Origin of the sequence: Flaviramulus aquimarinus, from assembly GCF_039543205.1 — a bacterium.
Lineage (GTDB): Bacteria > Bacteroidota > Bacteroidia > Flavobacteriales > Flavobacteriaceae > Flaviramulus_B > Flaviramulus_B aquimarinus.
The window spans coordinates 1,319,259-1,336,489 of record NZ_BAABJH010000001.1 but is presented as its reverse complement, the minus strand read 5'-3'; the positions used below and the strand labels follow the sequence as shown (position 1 = coordinate 1,336,489).

Genomic DNA, 17,231 nt, shown 5'->3' with positions numbered 1-17,231 from the left:
AAGTGAGAGGTTTTTTTATCTAAAATATATTTTTATGAAATATTTATATCTGTTTTTATTTGTTATGTTTTTTGCATGTAGTGGAGGCGATGATAGTGATCCAGTAACACCTCCAGTAGCTGTTAATGATACTGTAACTACTTTAGAAAACACGCCAATAACAATAAGTGTTCTAAGTAATGACACACTTAAAAATAACGCAACGCTTGACGATTTTGATACGACGTCAAGTAATGGAGCAGCCATTAACGAGATCTCTAATAAGCTTATTTACACACCAGTAAATAATTTTACGGGAACAGACACTTTTACATATACAATATGTGATGGATTAAGTACACCAAATTGTTCAACAGCCACTGTAACTGTAACCGTTACAGATATAGGAAGCCCAGTTGCAGTAAATGATGCTTTTGAAGTTGCAGAAAACACCACTACAATATTTACAACCCTTTTGGATAATGATACATTAGTAGATGGCGCTACATTAACGTCTATTGACGCTACATCAAGCACTGGAACAGTCGTGTTAAATAACGATAGTTCGGTATCCTATACTGCAATAAATGGTTTTTCTGGCGAAGATACATTTACATATACCTTGTGCGATAATGATGCTACGCCAACATGTGTAACAGCAACAGTTACAATTTCAGTTACAGATGAAGGGAATCCTACGGCTAATGCCGATGCCTATAATGCTCTTGAAGACACAACAACAGTTTTTGATGATCTTTTACAAAACGATGATGTTACTGATGATGCTGTTTTAACGGCAATTGATGATACAAATACTCAAGGAACAGTTGTTTTAAATAACGATAAAACAGTATCATATACACCACAAAATGGTTTTTTAGGCGAAGATACATTTACCTATACCATTTGCGATGACGATACGCCTGACAACTCTTGTTCTACGGCAACAGTTACCATTACTGTTATTACCCCTCTAAACTTTAATATACCTGCTGAACTAGTAGATTATTATAATGGGGTTGTCTTCACTGAAAATTCAGATTTAATGCTTTCCGAATTAGAAGATCATACACAAACAAACCATACAACAATATTGTCTTATGGTCAAAGACATCAGTATTTATATAATGCAGATGAAGATTTAAGCAATGCCGATAACGTCATTTTAATGTATTCAGGAGAAAGTAGGTATTGGGAAGAATATACATCAGGATCAAATGCATATTCGCCACAAACATTTAATACAGAACACGTATACCCACAGTCATTATTAGTTTCAGATGATTCTGTAACAGACTTACATCATTTAAGATCCTGTGATGCCTCTGTAAATAGCAATAGGCTTAACTATCCTTTTGTAGATGGAAGTGGAACATATCAATTAATGGGAGAAACATGGTTTCCTGGAGATGAATGGAAAGGCGATGTAGCAAGAATGGTAATGTATTTATATATACGATATGGCGAAACATTTTCTAAAGTTGGTGGCTTGGAGTTATTTTTAAAATGGAATGCTGAAGACCCAGCCTCAGCTTTTGAGTTGCAAAGAAACAATGTAATTTACGCAGCACAAGGAAATAGAAATCCATTTATAGACAACCCTTATCTAGCCACATTAATCTGGGGAGGGAATGCTGCAGAGAATAAATGGAACTAATACAGTAAAAAAAAATAATATAATTTCAAAACCGCTTCTCCTGATAGTTATTGGGACAAAGCGGTTTTTTTATAGGTTTTATTATTACATTTGTTTATTGTAAAAAATAATATAGTTAAACCATGTACGACGTTGTAAAATCACTTCATTCATATTGGGCATATCTAGTGCTTTTAGTATTAATAATAGCAACCGTAAACGCTATAATAAAAACGCTCGGAGATAAAGAATATGAAGCCAACGATTTTAGAAAATCATTATTTACGTTAATTGTCTCTCATATCCAGTTGTTAATAGGTCTAGTGTTATATTTTGTTTCACCACGATTAGAGCTCTGGAGTGAATTAGGAGGTAAAGTCATGAGCAATTCAATAGCACGATTATATCTTGTAGAACATCCATTTGTTAATATAGTAGCAGTAGCTTTAATTACAATAGGTTACTCAAAACATAAAAAGAAACTAACATCTAAAGCTAAATTAAAGACCATAGCTGTTTTCTATACTATAGCATTAGTCTTGTTTTTGTCTAGAATTCCTTGGAGTACATGGATGGGATAATTTTTAACTAATTACAAACTTCCTTAATTAAATAAACATACACAGGGAAATGATCGCTAAACCCATTTTTAAAGCCATCATATCCAAAACTTCTTAGCGGGTAACCTTTATGAGTACCATTTTTAGTAATAACATAATTTTTATTAAATACACCAGCTTTATAAAATTGAAATGAAGTATAATCTTTTTCAAGAAAAGGTTTACTAATCATAATTTGGTCAAATAAGCTCCAAGCATCCCGATAAGCCGTTGTGCCTATACCATTTTTATAAAAACGTTCAAACGGGTTATAAATACCTTTAAGTCCAATACTTTTAGATGTCTTAGCCTTTAGTATTTTTTTTACACTGGCATTGTTAGGGTTGTCATTTAAATCGCCCATAATACATATTTTGGCGTACGGGTCAATGACCTGTAAAGAATCTACAAGACGTTTACTTAATTTAGCTGCCGCAACCCTTTTTGGATGGCTTTTAGCTTCGCCGCCACGCCTAGAAGGCCAATGGTTTACAATAATGTGAATAAGCTCCTTTTCAAGCATACCACTTACCAACAATTGTTCTCTGGTATAAACCCGTTTCTGATTTTGATCATCATAAATTTTCAATTCATGAGTGCTTGTGCTAATTGGCGTAAATACTTTTTTCTGATATAAAAGTGCCACATCAATCCCTCTGGAATCTGTTGAGTTATAATGAACAATGCCATAATCTTTATGGACTAACAACGAATCGTTAACCAAATCTTCTAAAACGTTCTCGTTTTCAACTTCACAAACCCCGACAATACTAGGTGTGTTTTTAGTAACCTCATGTCCAATATCGGCAATAACACGAGCCATATTGCTAATTTTTTGTTTGTAAACAGTGCCTTTATTAGTTTTTAATGCCATAATAGGACTATACTCATCCAATCTAGTAGGATCGTTTATAGTGTCAAATAAATTTTCCAAATTATAGAAGGCCACTGTATGGATTTTAAATTTTTTTTCTTGCGCATTTGTGTTTAAAAATAAACTGATAAATAGCGTTAACAATTTGATTTTCAGATAATTTATTGACATGAGATGCATATTAATATAGGAATTATAATACAAAAATTAAGTCAAAGTTATTCAATATTAGTTTAAAAAGAATAAAAATATAGTTGTTTTTTCTTATAATTGTTGTATTAAAAGTGAATATGAGTAAGATAACCCTTATATTTTTATTCGGATTTTTTACGATGTCCTTCTATGCTCAACAAACTAGGGTTAAAGGTAGTGTTAAGGATGGCCTCTCATTTGAACCCATAGAAGGGATAACTATAACCATTGAAGGCACTGATTTGTATTTATTATCAGATACTTTAGGCGAATTTTTATTTGATAAAAGCCTGCCTTTAGGTGAACAAATGCTAAAAATTCACAAAACAGGTTATATTTCAAAACGCTTTCCAATAGTCATAGATGAAGGAAAAACGGTAAATATTACCGATATAACTTTAGATAGAGATGCATCAGATACAGGCGACCTATTCATAATAACCTTATCAGATGATGAGCTTAATGATGATACCAGTGGTGCCGATAATATTTCAGGTTTACTCGCGTCATCATTAGATATTTTTCAAAGAACAGCCGCTTTTGAATTCAGTTCGTCTTTTTTTAGAGTTCGTGGTTTAGACTCTAATAATAGTTCTATTCTCATTAACGGTATAGAAATGAACAAAGTGTATAACGGAAGACCACAATGGAGTAATTGGGGCGGTATAAATGATGTGTTGCGTAACCAAGAACTAACTACAGGTTTAACACCTTCAAACTATAATTTTGGAGGCGTGTTAGGAACAACAAATATAAATGTAAGAGCTTCTGAAGCTAGACCAGGAAGCCGTATAACCTATTCATCTTCAAACAGAAGTTATACAAATCGAATTATGGGCACATATATTTCGGGATTATTGAAAAATAATTGGGCGTATATGGTTTCAGTAGCTAGGCGTTGGGGTAACGAAGGCTATCAAGATGCAACACATTATAATTCCAATTCATTTTTCACTTCCATAGAAAAGAAAGTTAATGATAAGCATAGTTTGAACCTAACAGCTATTTATACGCCAAACCGAAGAGGAAAATCATCTCCAAATACCCAAGAAATTTATGATTTAAAAGACATAAAGTATAATGAATATTGGGGCTATCAAGATGGCGAGAAGCGTAATTCTAGAATTAAAGAAGTGAATGAACCTATTATTATGTTGAATCATTATTGGACTCTTAATACAAAAACAAAGCTAAACACAAACATTGGCTATCAATTTGGAAAACTAGGAAACAGCCGATTAGATTACAATGGAACTGACTTGATTGACGGATTTCCACAAGGAGGAGGCACCAATCCCAGTCCAACCTATTATCAAAAACTCCCTAGTTATTTTGAGCGCAATTTTCCAGACAATTTAGGAAATGCTTACAAAGCATTAAAAGTTTTTCAAGATGAAGGGCAAATTGATTGGACGGCTATGTATCATGCTAATATTAATAACGCAAAAAGTGGAGGCAATGCTATCTATGCGTTATATGAAGACCGGGTAGATGATAGTCAAATAACCATAAACATGATTTTAAGCAAAGATATAAACGATAATATGATGCTTAATACAGGCATAAATTATAAAGCTTTAAAATCTGAAAATTTTGCTCAAGTTATCGACCTTTTGGGGGCATCTACCTATTTAGATATTGATGGTTTTGCAACAACTGTTAATCAAGCCCAAAACGATTTACTCAATCCAAACCGAATAGTAGGTGAGGGCGATACATTTAAATACCATTATAGCATATTTGCAAATGAGCGAAGTGCCTATACCCAAGCGCAGTTTACATATAATAAAATGGATTTTTATATTTCGGGAAGTATAAAAAACACAACATACCAAAGAGAAGGACTTTATAAAAATGGAGGATTCCCAGATAGTTCATTAGGTAGAGGAGATGAATTAACATTTACAGGATTTGGAGGAAAAGTAGGGTTTACCTATAAGTTAACAGGTAAGCATGTGTTAGATGTTAATGCTGGTTATATTTCAAGAGCACCTTTTATAAAAAACACGTTTTCAAATTCTAGAGAAAACCATAATGTTACCCCCAATATTTCAGAAGAAAACATAGTATCAGTTGATGCAAGTTATATTTTTCGTTCCCCAATTGTAAAAGCAAAGCTAACAGGCTATTACACGAAAATCTCAGATGCTAGTGAAATATCTTTCTTTTTTGCAGACGGTATTGGTGGCGACAATACTGCCTTTGTACAAGAGATTTTACAAGGAATTAGTAAAAAACACATCGGTGTAGAGTTAGGTGTTGAAGCACAAGTAACACCAACAATTAAACTAAAAGGTGCAGCTGCCATAGGCCAATTTACTTATGATAATAACCCAAATTTATTTCTGTCAACAGAACCAGACCATGAAGCCTTAGCAGCAGGATTTGTCGATGGATTTAAAGATTTCGGACAATCAAAATTAAAAGACTATAAATTAGCATCAGGCCCTCAGAATGGCTATTCCATTGGTTTTGAATACCGCGATCCAGATTATTGGTGGTTTGGGGCCACAGCCAACTTTTTTGCAAATACATATATAGATGTGAGTCCGTTAATAAGGTCGTCTAATTTTAATGCTGATTTTGATGGTAATGTATTTAATGATTATGATGAAGATTTAGCTAGAGCATTGTTGAAACAAGAGCGTTTTGACGATTATATGTCGGTAAATCTAGTTGGAGGAAAATCATTAAAAGTTGGCAAATACTATGTTGGTTTTTTTGCAAGTATTAATAATCTGTTAGATGAAGTTTATAAAACAGGAGGTTTTGAGCAAGGCAGAAATGCTAATTATAGAGAATTAAGAGATGATCAAGCTTTAAATACACCTGTTTTTGGTTCTAAATATTGGTATGGACGTGGGATTACATACTTTTTAAATTTGAATGTTAGATTTTAATAGCATAATAATTCATTGATATATGTCAATGTTTTTCCTTGAACCGAAAGATCGGAAGTCATTCCCTTGAAAACGGGACATTAAAAACAAAAAGAATGAAAAATAATATTAACAAAACTATATTTGGTTTTATTTGGATACTATTAATAATAACATCTTGTGTTAAAGATGGGGATTATGATACTCCAGATATTTCAATAACCGAACCTACAATTCCCCAAGAACAAATAACCACATTTAGAGCCATGAAATCGCTTTATGAACAAGCCGTAAATAATGGTAACGCAATAGTAGTTATTAATGATGAACCTGATTTATACATTGAAGGCTACGTCGTGTCTTCCGATAAATCAGGAAACTTTTTTGAAGAATTGATTATTCAGAATAAAACGGATGATAGTAGTTCGGGTAGCGACCCAAGATTAGGTTTTAAAGTTGATGTTAACGTACCTAATTTATCAGACACATATCAATTCGGACAAAAAGTATATATAAAAATGGATGGCTTAACCATTGGAGAAACTAGTGGCGTTATTACCATTGGTAAAGGTAATGCTGTACAAGTTGAGCAAATTCAACCTTCAGAATATAAAGATATTGTTATTAGAAGTAATGAGATAGCTACCATGATCCCTAAAATATCAGGTTTAGCGGATTTAAATGCGTCTGATGAAAACACCTTAATTCAATTAGAAAATATGCAATTAAATAGATTCGAATTAGGGTCGACTTTTGCAAGTGAATCCTTTGATGAATTTGACGGATTACGTTTATTGGAAAGCTGCAATTCTGGGATATCCATGATTATGCAAACCAGTACATTTTCGGATTTTAAGGCGTTGGTTGTACCACAAGGCAAAGGAAGTGTTACAGGCATTTTTAGCAGGGATTTTAGAGATGATTTTAATGTCTTGGTCATAAATAGTTCGGCAGATATTAATTTTGATAGCACCGAGCGTTGTGACCCTATGGAATTATCCTGTGGTTTAGCAACAACTGTTGGTTCAGGTAATTTATTATATGAAGATTTTGAATCTCAAAAAAATAATAAACCGATAGCCATTGATGGATGGACAAATTATATTGAAGCGGGTACAGAAGCCTGGGAAGGTTATTCATCAACATCATCCAATGCATCCTTAGGGCGTTCTGCTAGATTTAAAGCCTCTAGTTCTGGTGATGCCAGCAATATTGGCTGGTTAATAACATCTGCCATCAATTTAGATGCTCAAGATGGCGAAACGTTACGATTTAAAACCTCCAATAGCTTAGCCGATAGTAGTTATATGGAAGTATTGTATTCCTTAGATTGGGATGGTACTGAAGCTGGTGTTGCATTGGCAACGTGGGGCGAGCTATCTGCGGCTTATGTGGTAAAAGACACCGATTCATTTGTGCCTTGGTTTAATTCCGGAAGTGTTGATTTATCGTGTGTAACAGGAACCATGTATATTGCTTTCAAATTTACGGGCAGTGGACAAGATACGTTTGATGGTATTTATGAGTTGGATGATATTAGTGTGGATTATGCGGAATAGTTTTACCTTTGTCATAATAAATTAATAAATGACCACATTCGACCAACTCTTCTTTCGTTTCTTTCAACATTACAAAATGAGAAAGAGTAAAAAGGCTAACAGTATAGCAACATTTTATATTACCTTTTTACAAAGCAGTTTACTATTGCTTTTGGGTGTCTTTTTTGCAGGCTTTTTTAGGCAAATGCATGTGAACACTATGTCGGCAGATAAAGCATGGACCTTATTTGTCATAACCGTTATTTTTCTTTATTTCAAAAACTGGATGCAATTTGGTGGTAGAAAGCGAAAAGTACTAAATGCAAAAATGCTTAAAAAGAAAAAACTTTCCCATAACATTTGGTTGCTTTGGATGTTGCCAATAGTGATTTTGGGTTTAACCTATGTTTTATTTCAGGCCGTTTAATCATTTCTTAAAAATGGCATACACTGGAAAGTGGTCGCTATAACCTCCTTTGTATTTTTTGCCAACATACGTTCTAAAAGGGGTGCCTTTATATTTGCCATCAAAAAGTTTTAAAAAATCTTCATCAAAAATATTGGCAGAGCTAAATTCAAATAAATGGTCTGAAGTCTTAAAAAAATTGGTAGAAATTAAAACTTGATCAAATAAATTCCATTGCCGATTGTGGTTTGTTGTTCCTCGGTTATAAGACCGTAAGGTTTCCATGGGGTTAAATAAATCAAAATCTTCCACTAAACGTTTAATACTGTTGCTATGCGGATTATCATTAAAATCACCAATGACCATAATTTTGGCATCAGCATTTTTTAATCGTAAGGCCGAAATAATCTCCCCCGTTTTGTTTGATGAAGCTATACGTTTATGCTCCGTTTCTTTTTCACCCTCACGTCTAGATGACCAATGGTTAACAATGACATTTACAGGCTCATCATCAAGTAAACCCACAACTAATAAAATATCTCGGGTATAATCAGGAGAGCCATCATCATCAGTAAGATCAACAGTAAAAGTTTCAGAATACATAACCTTAAAGGCCTTGGTGTCATATAATAATGCCACGTCAATACCCCGCTCATCTAAAGAGTCATAATGTACATAATCATAATTACAATTCTCTAGATGCTTTGAGTCGATGAGGTCTTCAATAACTTTAGCGTTTTCAACTTCAGCTAAACCAACAAGTGCAGGGTGTTTGCCTGTTTCTCTTCGGCCAATGTTAGAAATGGCAAATCCTAATTTTCTTAGCTTGTTATCATAACGCTTAGGCGTCCATTTTTTGACTGATTTTGGTAAAAAGTCTTTATCGTTAGTGTGTTGGTCATTAACTAAATCAAATAAATTTTCAAGGTTGTAAAACGCAACAGTCTGCATATTGTTACGAACGGGAATATCGTCAAAAGAATCGGTCATAAAATCAAAAATAGACTAAAAAATATAAAAATAATAATAGCCGTAAATGTTTAACTTTGCAACATGATAGAAAAGAAAGATATGGCTTTAGAAAGAGCCGTTTTAATAGGCGTTATTACTAAAGAACAAAATGAAGAAAAATCTAAAGAGTATTTAGATGAATTGGAGTTTTTAACATTTACAGCTGGCGGTTATGCGGTAAAACGTTTTACACAGAAAATGGATATGCCAAACCCTAAAACGTTTATAGGCAGTGGGAAGATGGAAGATGTACATCGATATATTGAAGCGCATAATATAAGTACAGCTATTTTTGATGATGAATTATCTGCGGCACAAGAACGTAATATTAGTAAAATTCTTAATGTTAAAGTATTGGATAGGACCAATTTAATCCTTGATATTTTTGCCCAACGCGCCCAAACGAGTTATGCTAGAACGCAAGTAGAATTGGCACAATGCGAATACTTATTGCCGCGTTTAAAAGGTATGTGGACGCACCTTGAACGCCAAAAAGGGGGTATTGGAATGCGTGGACCTGGAGAAACTGAAATTGAAACAGATAGGCGTATTGTTCGTGATAAAATTTCATTGCTAAAAGCCCGTATAAAGACTATTGATAAACAAATGGCAGTACAACGTGGCAATCGTGGAAAAATGGTTCGTGTAGCTCTTGTTGGATATACCAATGTTGGAAAATCTACACTAATGAACGTTGTTAGTAAAAGTGAGGTATTTGCCGAAAACAAACTATTTGCAACCTTAGACACGACTGTTAGAAAAGTAGTGATACAAAACTTACCATTCCTATTGTCTGATACGGTTGGATTTATTAGAAAACTGCCAACACAATTGGTTGATAGTTTTAAAAGCACATTAGATGAGGTAAGAGAAGCCGATTTGCTGCTACATGTCGTTGATATTTCGCATCCTAATTTTGAAGAGCATATTGCTTCTGTTGAGAAAATTTTAGGCGAAATTAAAAGCGGCGATAAGCCAACGATTATGGTGTTCAATAAAATTGATGCTTATGAAGCAGAACCTTTAGCTGAGGATGATTTAGAAACTGAGCGCACCGAAAGACACTATACTCTTAATGAATGGAAAAGTACTTGGATGAGTAAAGTGGGAAATAACGCTTTATTCATTTCTGCTTTAAATAAAAGTAACTTAGAAGACTTTAAAAAACGGGTTTACGATGAAGTTCGCGACATTCACATAACGCGTTTTCCGTATAATCATTTTTTATATCCAGATTATAATTACGAGGATATGGGTAAAAACCATTGATTTATTCAATAGTTTTTTTACAATGATATATATATTCAGTTAACAGGTTTTTATTAGAAGTGATTTCGCAGTCTTCAAAAATTTGCTGAAATTTTTTGAAGTTAAATTTAGTGTATAATACTTGACTGTAATAACTGTTGTTTTCTAAAAGATCATAGGCATCTTGTATGATGGCTAAACCTTTTTCTTTACTAAAAAACGAAAATGGAATAGAAGAGATTACAGTATTGATATCTTCTTTTATGTGCTTTTTTAAATTTTGTGCACCATCATTGACAATAATTAGCCTATCATCGATAATTTTTTCCCTAACATGTTTACAAAAGCTCTCTTTGACTTCAAAAGCATAGAGTTTTGAGGTAGGTGATATGGTATTTAATATTTCTTGGGTTATGTTGCCGTGCCCCATTCCAAACTCTACAATAACCTTATTATCTTCCTTAGAAATGTGTTTACAAATGTCTATTTCAACTTGTCTACTTGTTTCAGAAATAGCACCAGTAACCAAAAGGTTTTTTGCAAAAGCTAACGAAGTTTTTATTTTTTGATTCATTTATATATAATTCGATTTTGTAGGATTCATATTATTTAAATAAGAAGTCCCAAGATAATGAAAATGAATAAATCCAGAAATAAGAACCTGGATTAAAACTAATTTCTTGATGAGAAACTCCAGCTTGAGCTCCCCAAAGATTATTATTGTTTTTTGAAGAAAAGTAATATCCTAAGTTAAACTTCTGAGACTGAAGGTTAATAATAGTATTTTCATTCCCTCCAAAATTAAATCTGTTTTCCTCTGGAGAAAACCCAGCACCTACATCAATACTAAAAAAGTTGTTGGCATCACGTCCGTATTTTCTAAAACTCAAGGTTCCAGACATACTAGCTGAAGGTTCGCCCGGCGTTACATAGCTTCTAAAAGACCAATAATTATTTTTATTGTACCACCCAATTGAACCCGTATATATAATAGTTGTAGTACTAAATTTTAAGCCTCTAAAACCTAGTGAGGCTTCAAATCCTTTTGGTAAAGATTGATGTAATTCGGCACCATAACGTATATCGGGAAACAAGAATGAATTAGAAACTCCAAAATTTAAGTAGGCATATAAACCATTTGCTATTCTGGGGTACATATCAATTTCAAATTGAGCTCCTGTAGATTGAAAACGATGGTTAATATTTATTTTTCCATGAATGCTACCATACTTTGTTGCTCTAATATACTTTAGTAAATAATACTGCATGGGGTCAAAAACTTCAGAATATAAATCAACCGCAGCTTTAAATCCTATAGTATTAAGGCTCAATTTGTTTTTTAAACTTATTTTATAGGCTTTTGTTTTTTCGTGATTTGGGTTTAACGCTAACGAGTTTTCCAAAGTTTTTAAGGCTTCTTCAGGTCTATTTAAGTTATCCTGGGCACTGGCCTTTAAATATAAAATATCGGGGTTGTTCGGTAAATGCTTAAGCGCTTCATTTGTCATTTGCAAAGCACTGGTTGGCGCACTGCTCCATAATTCATTTTTTATGGCTGCTTGCCACGTGTCTAATCTTTTTGGGCTTTTTTTAAGAACATAGTCAAACTCTTTTTTTGCTTTTTGGTAATGCCCGTCCCAAGAATATGTTGTTGCCAAAAACGACCTTATATCATGATAGTTTGGGTATTTGGTAAGTATAAACAGTAAAGAGTCTTGGGCTTGTTCACGTTGCTTATTAAAAGCCATTTTTCTTGCAACTTCAAAAGCAGTATCTGGATTTCCTTTAAATATGGTTTCTTGTGCAAAGGAAATGGTACTGATTAAAAATGATAGTATAATTAATAATGTCTTCATTACAGGCTGTCTTTATTTTAAACTCCTTTTAAATTTTTTGTATTCAGAATTATCAGCGTAAAGTTTAGTTAAACTATCCATTAATTTATTAGCCCTTACACGGTCTTTCAATCTAGAGAATGCTTTAGCCATTTTGAAACTTATTTCTGGATTTATTACTTCATTATTAATAGCTTGGCTATAAATATTTGGGGATTTTTTTTCCTGACCAGACCACCAATACATATCTAAAATCGCTAAGTAACTATCATCATAATATGGCGACCTTTTAATGGCATTTAACAATGCAGACTCTGAAGCCTTGTAATCCTGTTCCCAAGCTAATGTCCTTCCTTTTAGTACTCTAGCATCGGTATAATTAGGAAATTCATTTAAAATATAATCGCACAGCAAACACGCAACATCATATTGCTTCTTATGTGCTAAATCGCGTGCCATAAATAATAATTCATCAAAGGTTTTTCCTTTAGAATACGTTTTGATTTCTGTTAATTGTTCTTTTGAAAATTTTGTTTTAGGAGTAACATAAATGTTAAGCGAATCCGGAAAAATTCTATTTTCTTGGGTCACATAGGCATTCATCTTCTTGAACTTAGCCAGTGAATCTGAGATGGCTTTTATAATCGCTTCTTCTTTTACTTTATAGGTGCCGAAATTTTCGTTTATTTTAAATAATTCTCCACCAGAATAGAAATAATCATCATATATAAAATCATTTAAACTGCCTTTATATCGCATTAAAGGGATTTTGTTTTTATTCCTGAAATGTCTTGTGGTGTCTAAACCTTTTCCCATCCAAGCTGTTTGTTGTAAAGGCTTAAATTTATGGTTGTTTATTAGAAAGTTTAATATTGAAGGGGTAACATCCCAGTGTGATGAAACCGATTTAAAGCTTTCTGGCTTTTTTAATAATGGACTGTAGATTAAAAATGGCACATGGAACCTACATAATTTGTCTTTTTGCTCAATTGGGATAAGTCTGTGGTCACCAGTAATTATAAAAATAGTGTTATCATAGTCAGGTCTTTTGGCATAAGCATTCATAAAACCTTTAATGGCATTATCTGTATAAAGAAGGCATCCAAAGATGTCTTTATGACTACTTATTTTGTTTTTAGTGCTTTCAGGTTTTTCCAGTTTTTCCAGTTTTTTATCAACTTGAGCCATATAGCTTTCCTTATCGGGATATTCAAATGGTTCATGAGATGAAAGTGTCATGACAATATCTAACCTAGGTTGTTTCTCTATTTTTAAAGAAGATAAAGCTTTGTTGAAGATTTCTTTATCTGGATAGCCCCAAGAAAACCCGCCATCATTGCTTGCTGTTTTTATATAGCCAGGGCCGTATTTGTTTTCATCAATTAAATTGTCAATACCATTATATTCTAAAAAATTGATTTTTCTATCAAAACTAGAAGGGCCTCCAGAATAATAGTTTGTTTGGTATCCGTTTGCTTTTAAAACACTTATTAATGAGGTGTGAGAAGGGGTATTGGAAATTTCTAAAAACCCTTTTTCGCCATAAGGCAATGAGCCAAATAAAGATGGTAAAATACCAAAAGAACGCCCTGTGGTACTTACAAAATTATCCCAGTTTAAGGATTGGGGTATAATGGAATCGATATAAGGTGTGAAGCCGCTATAAATATCATTATTTACAAACTCGCTACCTAAACCTTCAACAACAATAACTACAATATTAGGTTTTTCATCTTTACTATTAAAAAAAGGTGATAGTACATCTTGTGATTTTTTATAAGGTTTTAATAGTGGATAGTCTTTTCTTTCTGAAAAATTATAGGCACTTAATTTCCTTTGTTCACTTTTAAACTCAAGAATGTCCGATACAAAAAAGAGCATTTTGTTTTTGTTTTTCGTTTCTGACGTATTTGAGAATATAAGTTTTATACTTCCAAAAAGTATTATAACTATTAAAGAAAATCCTTTTAATGATTTGCCTGATAAACGTGTTTTAAATAGTTTGAATAGGATAAAAAAGATTAATGGAAATATAATAAAAGGTAAAAAGTAGGTAATAGAAATGGATTCTGATACCGCAACTGTACTAAAGGCATCATCAAAGGAATACCCCAAAATATCTGCTCCTAAATTTAGCATGGTTGTAATGCTATACTTTACAAGCGAAAACTGACCAAGTATTAGCAATACTAAAAGAATTTTTAGAACAATGGAGGCTCTTTTTTTAAGTGCAATATGTATCAATAAATAAACAGGAAAAAGTATAATACCTATTACTATACACGCCCAAAAATCATTTGTAAACTTGTAAAGTATGGTTGTTATTATATGATTTGTATATGATTTTGAAAGCATGATTTCGGTTAAGCTTATTAACCAAAATGTTGCAATTAATGCAGCAAAAGCACATAAATAAATATAAGCATCTGTATTTTTAAAATTCAGTTTCATAAATTACCTAATTATCTGTTTTTTAATTTGCTGTTAAGCCTTTTCTTGTCATTGCTCCCCATTTCTTTTTCTTGTTAAAATAGTAATCATAATTACCTTTCATAGCAGCATAAAGTATAAAGGGGTGTAGCACAAAAGGTTCTAGAGCACTTAATAAAATGAGTTTAAAGCCTGTACCTTTCTTTTTGTATTGATGAAAAGTTAATTCTTCTGAATATATGGCTACAATGGAAAAAACTACTGAAAACACATACGATAGAACAAGAAATGATAAGGCATATTCCCATTTAACTTCTTGTAGAATAATTAAAATAGTAAAGTATAGCAAACCAATAGTCTCAATTATTGGCGCCAGTCTTTCAAAGATTAACCAATATGGATAACTTAATAAACCAAACGAACCATATTTTTTATTAAAACCTATTTTTCTATGTTTTCTTAAAGTCTCAATTGTACCTCTAGTCCATCTGTTTCTTTGTGATATAAATATTTTATAAGTATCTGGGGCTTCTGTCCAACATAAAGGGTCTGGAATATAAGAGACTCTATATTTTTCGTTTTTCTCTTCCATATAACGTCTCATCCTAACAATAATTTCCATATCCTCGCCAACAGTTTTGGTGTCGTAACCACCAACTGCGATGGCAATTTCTTTATTAAATATCCCAAAAGCACCAGATATTACTAGTAAACCATTTAATCGACTCCAGGCCATTCTACCAAGTAAAAAGGCTCTTAAATATTCTAAAATTTGAGATTGTACTAAGAGCTTTTTTGGAAGGTTAATATCTATTAACTTGCCACCTTTAATAACACAAGAGTTTGCTATTCTTATAACACCACCAGCAGCTATAACCTTGGTGTCTGTTTCATCCAGAAAAGGTTTAATTAATTTTTGAAGGGCATCTTCTAGTAATAAACAATCCACATCAATACAAGCTACATATTTGCTTTTACTAATGTTAAGCCCCATGTTTAAAGCATCAGCTTTTCCTCCATTTTCTTTATCGACAACCATAAGTTTTTCAAAGGCGGGGTTTTTAGATTTAAATACACCTGCTCTTAAGGGTTGTGTTTTAATTTTTTCGTTAATAATGTAGTTTACTTTCTCTAAATCATAAGCTTCAATAAGGCGTTCTAAGCTATCATCTTTACTGCCATCATTAATAATAATTACATTATAGTTTACGTAGTGATTGGATAATAAAGACCTCACATTCTCTACGACATTTAAGCTTTCGTTGTATGCAGGTGCAATAATAGTTATTGAAGGTGAAATAGTTGATGATAAAATATCTTTATAATCAATAAAACTTCTTTTTTTAATGTACTCAATGGTTTCTTTTCCAGAAATAATTGATAAAACAATATATGATAGAATAGCACAAAAGGCATATCCAAAAAACAGGTAATGCAGTATTTGTAATATTATTTTAACTGAACTTGTATCCATATTATAATGTGTTTGCTACTTTTAGCATAGCGGGACTTTTTTCTTCATTTGATAAATTTTTGAATCCCATGTATTTATCGATATTAATTTCTTTTAGTATGTTGAGGGCAAGTAATTGAATTTCGAAATTTTTATGAAACAAATGTTTTTCTATAAAAGGCTCATCGTCTGGAAGCACTAATTTTTCCAATAAGCCAAAGAAGCTAATTTGTTCTTCAATACTTAATGTATTGAAATTTGCTTTTAGCATTTCCTTTGCTTCAATACCATATAAATGTGTTAAAACATTTATGGTATTAACTCGAATTTCTTTATTCGGGTGCGATAACAACTCCATTAAAGTGTCCTTAACTTCAAACTGATTATAAATTTGAGCCAACTTTAGCGCGAACGATACAACGGAATGATTAGTGGATTTTAACCATGGACGAATATTACATATTTCTTGGTTTTCAAATTTTTGTAGTGTTTCAAGTAATTGTATTTGAGCCCATTCTGAAAGCGGTGTTTTTAAGTCGTCTAAAAATGAAAGTCCATCAAAAAGAAATAAATTAACCATATACAGTTGTGTTTCTTTTTGAACTTCTCTTCTTGGATAGTTAATAAATTTTGCAATGTTATGGCTAGCCTCTTCAACCCTGAAACGTCTTAATTCCCCAATACCTTTAGCAATAACATGCCATTTCTTACTGTTTAATTTATTGTAAGCGTAATTTACAAGACCTGTTTTAAAATAAAATAATTTAATGGCATCAGACATTTCCCCTGAAACCTGATTCATTAAATCATATAAAACATAGACGACCATTTTACGTTTAAAATCAATTTTTATAGCGTCTTTTAACTGTTCAATAATAATATTTTGTGTCTCTGTGGTTTCACCAGAATCATCGCCAGAATACACATATTCAATTAAAAGTGCTTCGTATTCTGTTTTAAATTTTGCTTTGTCTTGGCGTTTTTTTCTTAGTTTTAATCGAATGAGTCTTAAGTATATGGTTAAAACAAAAATGGCTAATACTAATGTGCCACTAGCAAACCAAGCTAACTTAATTAGAAAGGGAAAATTATTGTAGGTGTTATGTAAATACTGGTAATCAATCATTGGGGTGAAATGAATTTACAGTTGA

The 17,231-nt window shown here is 32.5% G+C and carries 13 protein-coding genes; 6 read left to right on the top strand and 7 right to left on the bottom strand.

Annotated elements, in window-relative coordinates:
- Positions 1-34: 34 nt before the first annotated feature.
- Positions 35-1,636, top strand: a complete 1,602-nt coding sequence (locus ABD941_RS06270) for an Ig-like domain-containing protein (RefSeq protein WP_345273187.1) — start codon at positions 35-37, stop codon at positions 1,634-1,636.
- Positions 1,637-1,758: 122 nt separating this feature from the next.
- Positions 1,759-2,196, top strand: a complete 438-nt coding sequence (locus tag ABD941_RS06265) for a hypothetical protein (RefSeq protein WP_345273186.1) — start codon at positions 1,759-1,761, stop codon at positions 2,194-2,196.
- A 7-nt stretch (positions 2,197-2,203) separates the two neighbouring features.
- Here the strand turns inward: ABD941_RS06265 and ABD941_RS06260 are convergent, their stop codons facing one another.
- Positions 2,204-3,259: an endonuclease/exonuclease/phosphatase family protein gene (locus ABD941_RS06260; RefSeq protein ID WP_425557092.1), complete on the bottom strand. Its 1,056-nt coding sequence runs from the start codon at positions 3,257-3,259 to the stop codon at positions 2,204-2,206.
- A gap of 119 nt (positions 3,260-3,378) precedes the next feature.
- Between ABD941_RS06260 and ABD941_RS06255 the strand changes: the two genes are divergently transcribed.
- The 3 genes from ABD941_RS06255 (at position 3,379) to ABD941_RS06245 (ending at position 8,124) form a co-directional block, all read left to right on the top strand.
- Positions 3,379-6,180, top strand: a complete 2,802-nt coding sequence (locus ABD941_RS06255) for a TonB-dependent receptor (RefSeq protein ID WP_345273184.1) — start codon at positions 3,379-3,381, stop codon at positions 6,178-6,180.
- Between the two features lie 95 nt (positions 6,181-6,275).
- Positions 6,276-7,718 (top strand): DUF5689 domain-containing protein, encoded by a 1,443-nt coding sequence (locus tag ABD941_RS06250; protein WP_345273183.1) that lies wholly within the window; start codon positions 6,276-6,278, stop codon positions 7,716-7,718.
- A 76-nt stretch (positions 7,719-7,794) separates the two neighbouring features.
- Positions 7,795-8,124 (top strand): hypothetical protein, encoded by a 330-nt coding sequence (locus ABD941_RS06245; protein WP_345273182.1) that lies wholly within the window; start codon positions 7,795-7,797, stop codon positions 8,122-8,124.
- On the opposite strand, the gene ABD941_RS06240 is transcribed toward ABD941_RS06245, so the two are convergent.
- The gene (locus tag ABD941_RS06240) at positions 8,125-9,093 is read right to left on the bottom strand and encodes an endonuclease/exonuclease/phosphatase family protein (protein WP_345273181.1); all 969 of its coding nucleotides are present in this window, start codon (positions 9,091-9,093) and stop codon (positions 8,125-8,127) included.
- A gap of 63 nt (positions 9,094-9,156) precedes the next feature.
- Here ABD941_RS06240 and hflX point away from each other — a divergent pair, with 63 nt between their 5' ends.
- A complete protein-coding gene (gene hflX / locus ABD941_RS06235; protein WP_345273179.1) occupies positions 9,157-10,383 on the top strand; it encodes a GTPase HflX in 1,227 nt (408 codons plus the stop codon).
- Between the two features lies 1 nt (position 10,384).
- On the opposite strand, the gene ABD941_RS06230 is transcribed toward hflX, so the two are convergent.
- Genes ABD941_RS06230 through ABD941_RS06210 form a run of 5 tightly spaced genes read right to left on the bottom strand, consistent with a single transcriptional unit; the run spans position 10,385 to position 17,206 of the window.
- Positions 10,385-10,936: a class I SAM-dependent methyltransferase gene (locus ABD941_RS06230; RefSeq protein WP_345273178.1), complete on the bottom strand. Its 552-nt coding sequence runs from the start codon at positions 10,934-10,936 to the stop codon at positions 10,385-10,387.
- A gap of 31 nt (positions 10,937-10,967) precedes the next feature.
- The gene (locus tag ABD941_RS06225) at positions 10,968-12,218 is read right to left on the bottom strand and encodes a YaiO family outer membrane beta-barrel protein (RefSeq protein ID WP_345273177.1); all 1,251 of its coding nucleotides are present in this window, start codon (positions 12,216-12,218) and stop codon (positions 10,968-10,970) included.
- A 12-nt stretch (positions 12,219-12,230) separates the two neighbouring features.
- Complete coding sequence (locus ABD941_RS06220; RefSeq protein WP_345273176.1) at positions 12,231-14,648, bottom strand: sulfatase-like hydrolase/transferase; 2,418 nt, start codon at positions 14,646-14,648, stop codon at positions 12,231-12,233.
- Positions 14,649-14,670: 22 nt separating this feature from the next.
- On the bottom strand, positions 14,671-16,101 hold the full coding sequence (locus ABD941_RS06215) for a glycosyltransferase family 2 protein (RefSeq protein WP_345273175.1): 1,431 nt from the start codon (positions 16,099-16,101) through the stop codon (positions 14,671-14,673).
- Between the two features lies 1 nt (position 16,102).
- On the bottom strand, positions 16,103-17,206 hold the full coding sequence (locus ABD941_RS06210) for a hypothetical protein (RefSeq protein ID WP_345273174.1): 1,104 nt from the start codon (positions 17,204-17,206) through the stop codon (positions 16,103-16,105).
- Between the last annotated feature and the right edge of the window lie 25 nt (positions 17,207-17,231).

Bases quoted from the DNA above. Each gene is read 5' to 3' on its own strand.
- ABD941_RS06270 (WP_345273187.1), top strand. From the start codon at position 35: ATGAAATATTTATATCTGTTTTTATTTGTTATGTTTTTTGCATGTAGT.
- ABD941_RS06265 (WP_345273186.1), top strand. From the start codon at position 1,759: ATGTACGACGTTGTAAAATCACTTCATTCATATTGGGCATATCTAGTG.
- ABD941_RS06260 (WP_425557092.1), bottom strand. From the start codon at position 3,259: ATGTCAATAAATTATCTGAAAATCAAATTGTTAACGCTATTTATCAGT.
- ABD941_RS06255 (WP_345273184.1), top strand. From the start codon at position 3,379: ATGAGTAAGATAACCCTTATATTTTTATTCGGATTTTTTACGATGTCC.
- ABD941_RS06250 (WP_345273183.1), top strand. From the start codon at position 6,276: ATGAAAAATAATATTAACAAAACTATATTTGGTTTTATTTGGATACTA.
- ABD941_RS06245 (WP_345273182.1), top strand. From the start codon at position 7,795: ATGAGAAAGAGTAAAAAGGCTAACAGTATAGCAACATTTTATATTACC.
- ABD941_RS06240 (WP_345273181.1), bottom strand. From the start codon at position 9,093: ATGACCGATTCTTTTGACGATATTCCCGTTCGTAACAATATGCAGACT.
- hflX (WP_345273179.1), top strand. From the start codon at position 9,157: ATGATAGAAAAGAAAGATATGGCTTTAGAAAGAGCCGTTTTAATAGGC.
- ABD941_RS06230 (WP_345273178.1), bottom strand. From the start codon at position 10,936: ATGAATCAAAAAATAAAAACTTCGTTAGCTTTTGCAAAAAACCTTTTG.
- ABD941_RS06225 (WP_345273177.1), bottom strand. From the start codon at position 12,218: ATGAAGACATTATTAATTATACTATCATTTTTAATCAGTACCATTTCC.
- ABD941_RS06220 (WP_345273176.1), bottom strand. From the start codon at position 14,648: ATGAAACTGAATTTTAAAAATACAGATGCTTATATTTATTTATGTGCT.
- ABD941_RS06215 (WP_345273175.1), bottom strand. From the start codon at position 16,101: ATGGATACAAGTTCAGTTAAAATAATATTACAAATACTGCATTACCTG.
- ABD941_RS06210 (WP_345273174.1), bottom strand. From the start codon at position 17,206: ATGATTGATTACCAGTATTTACATAACACCTACAATAATTTTCCCTTT.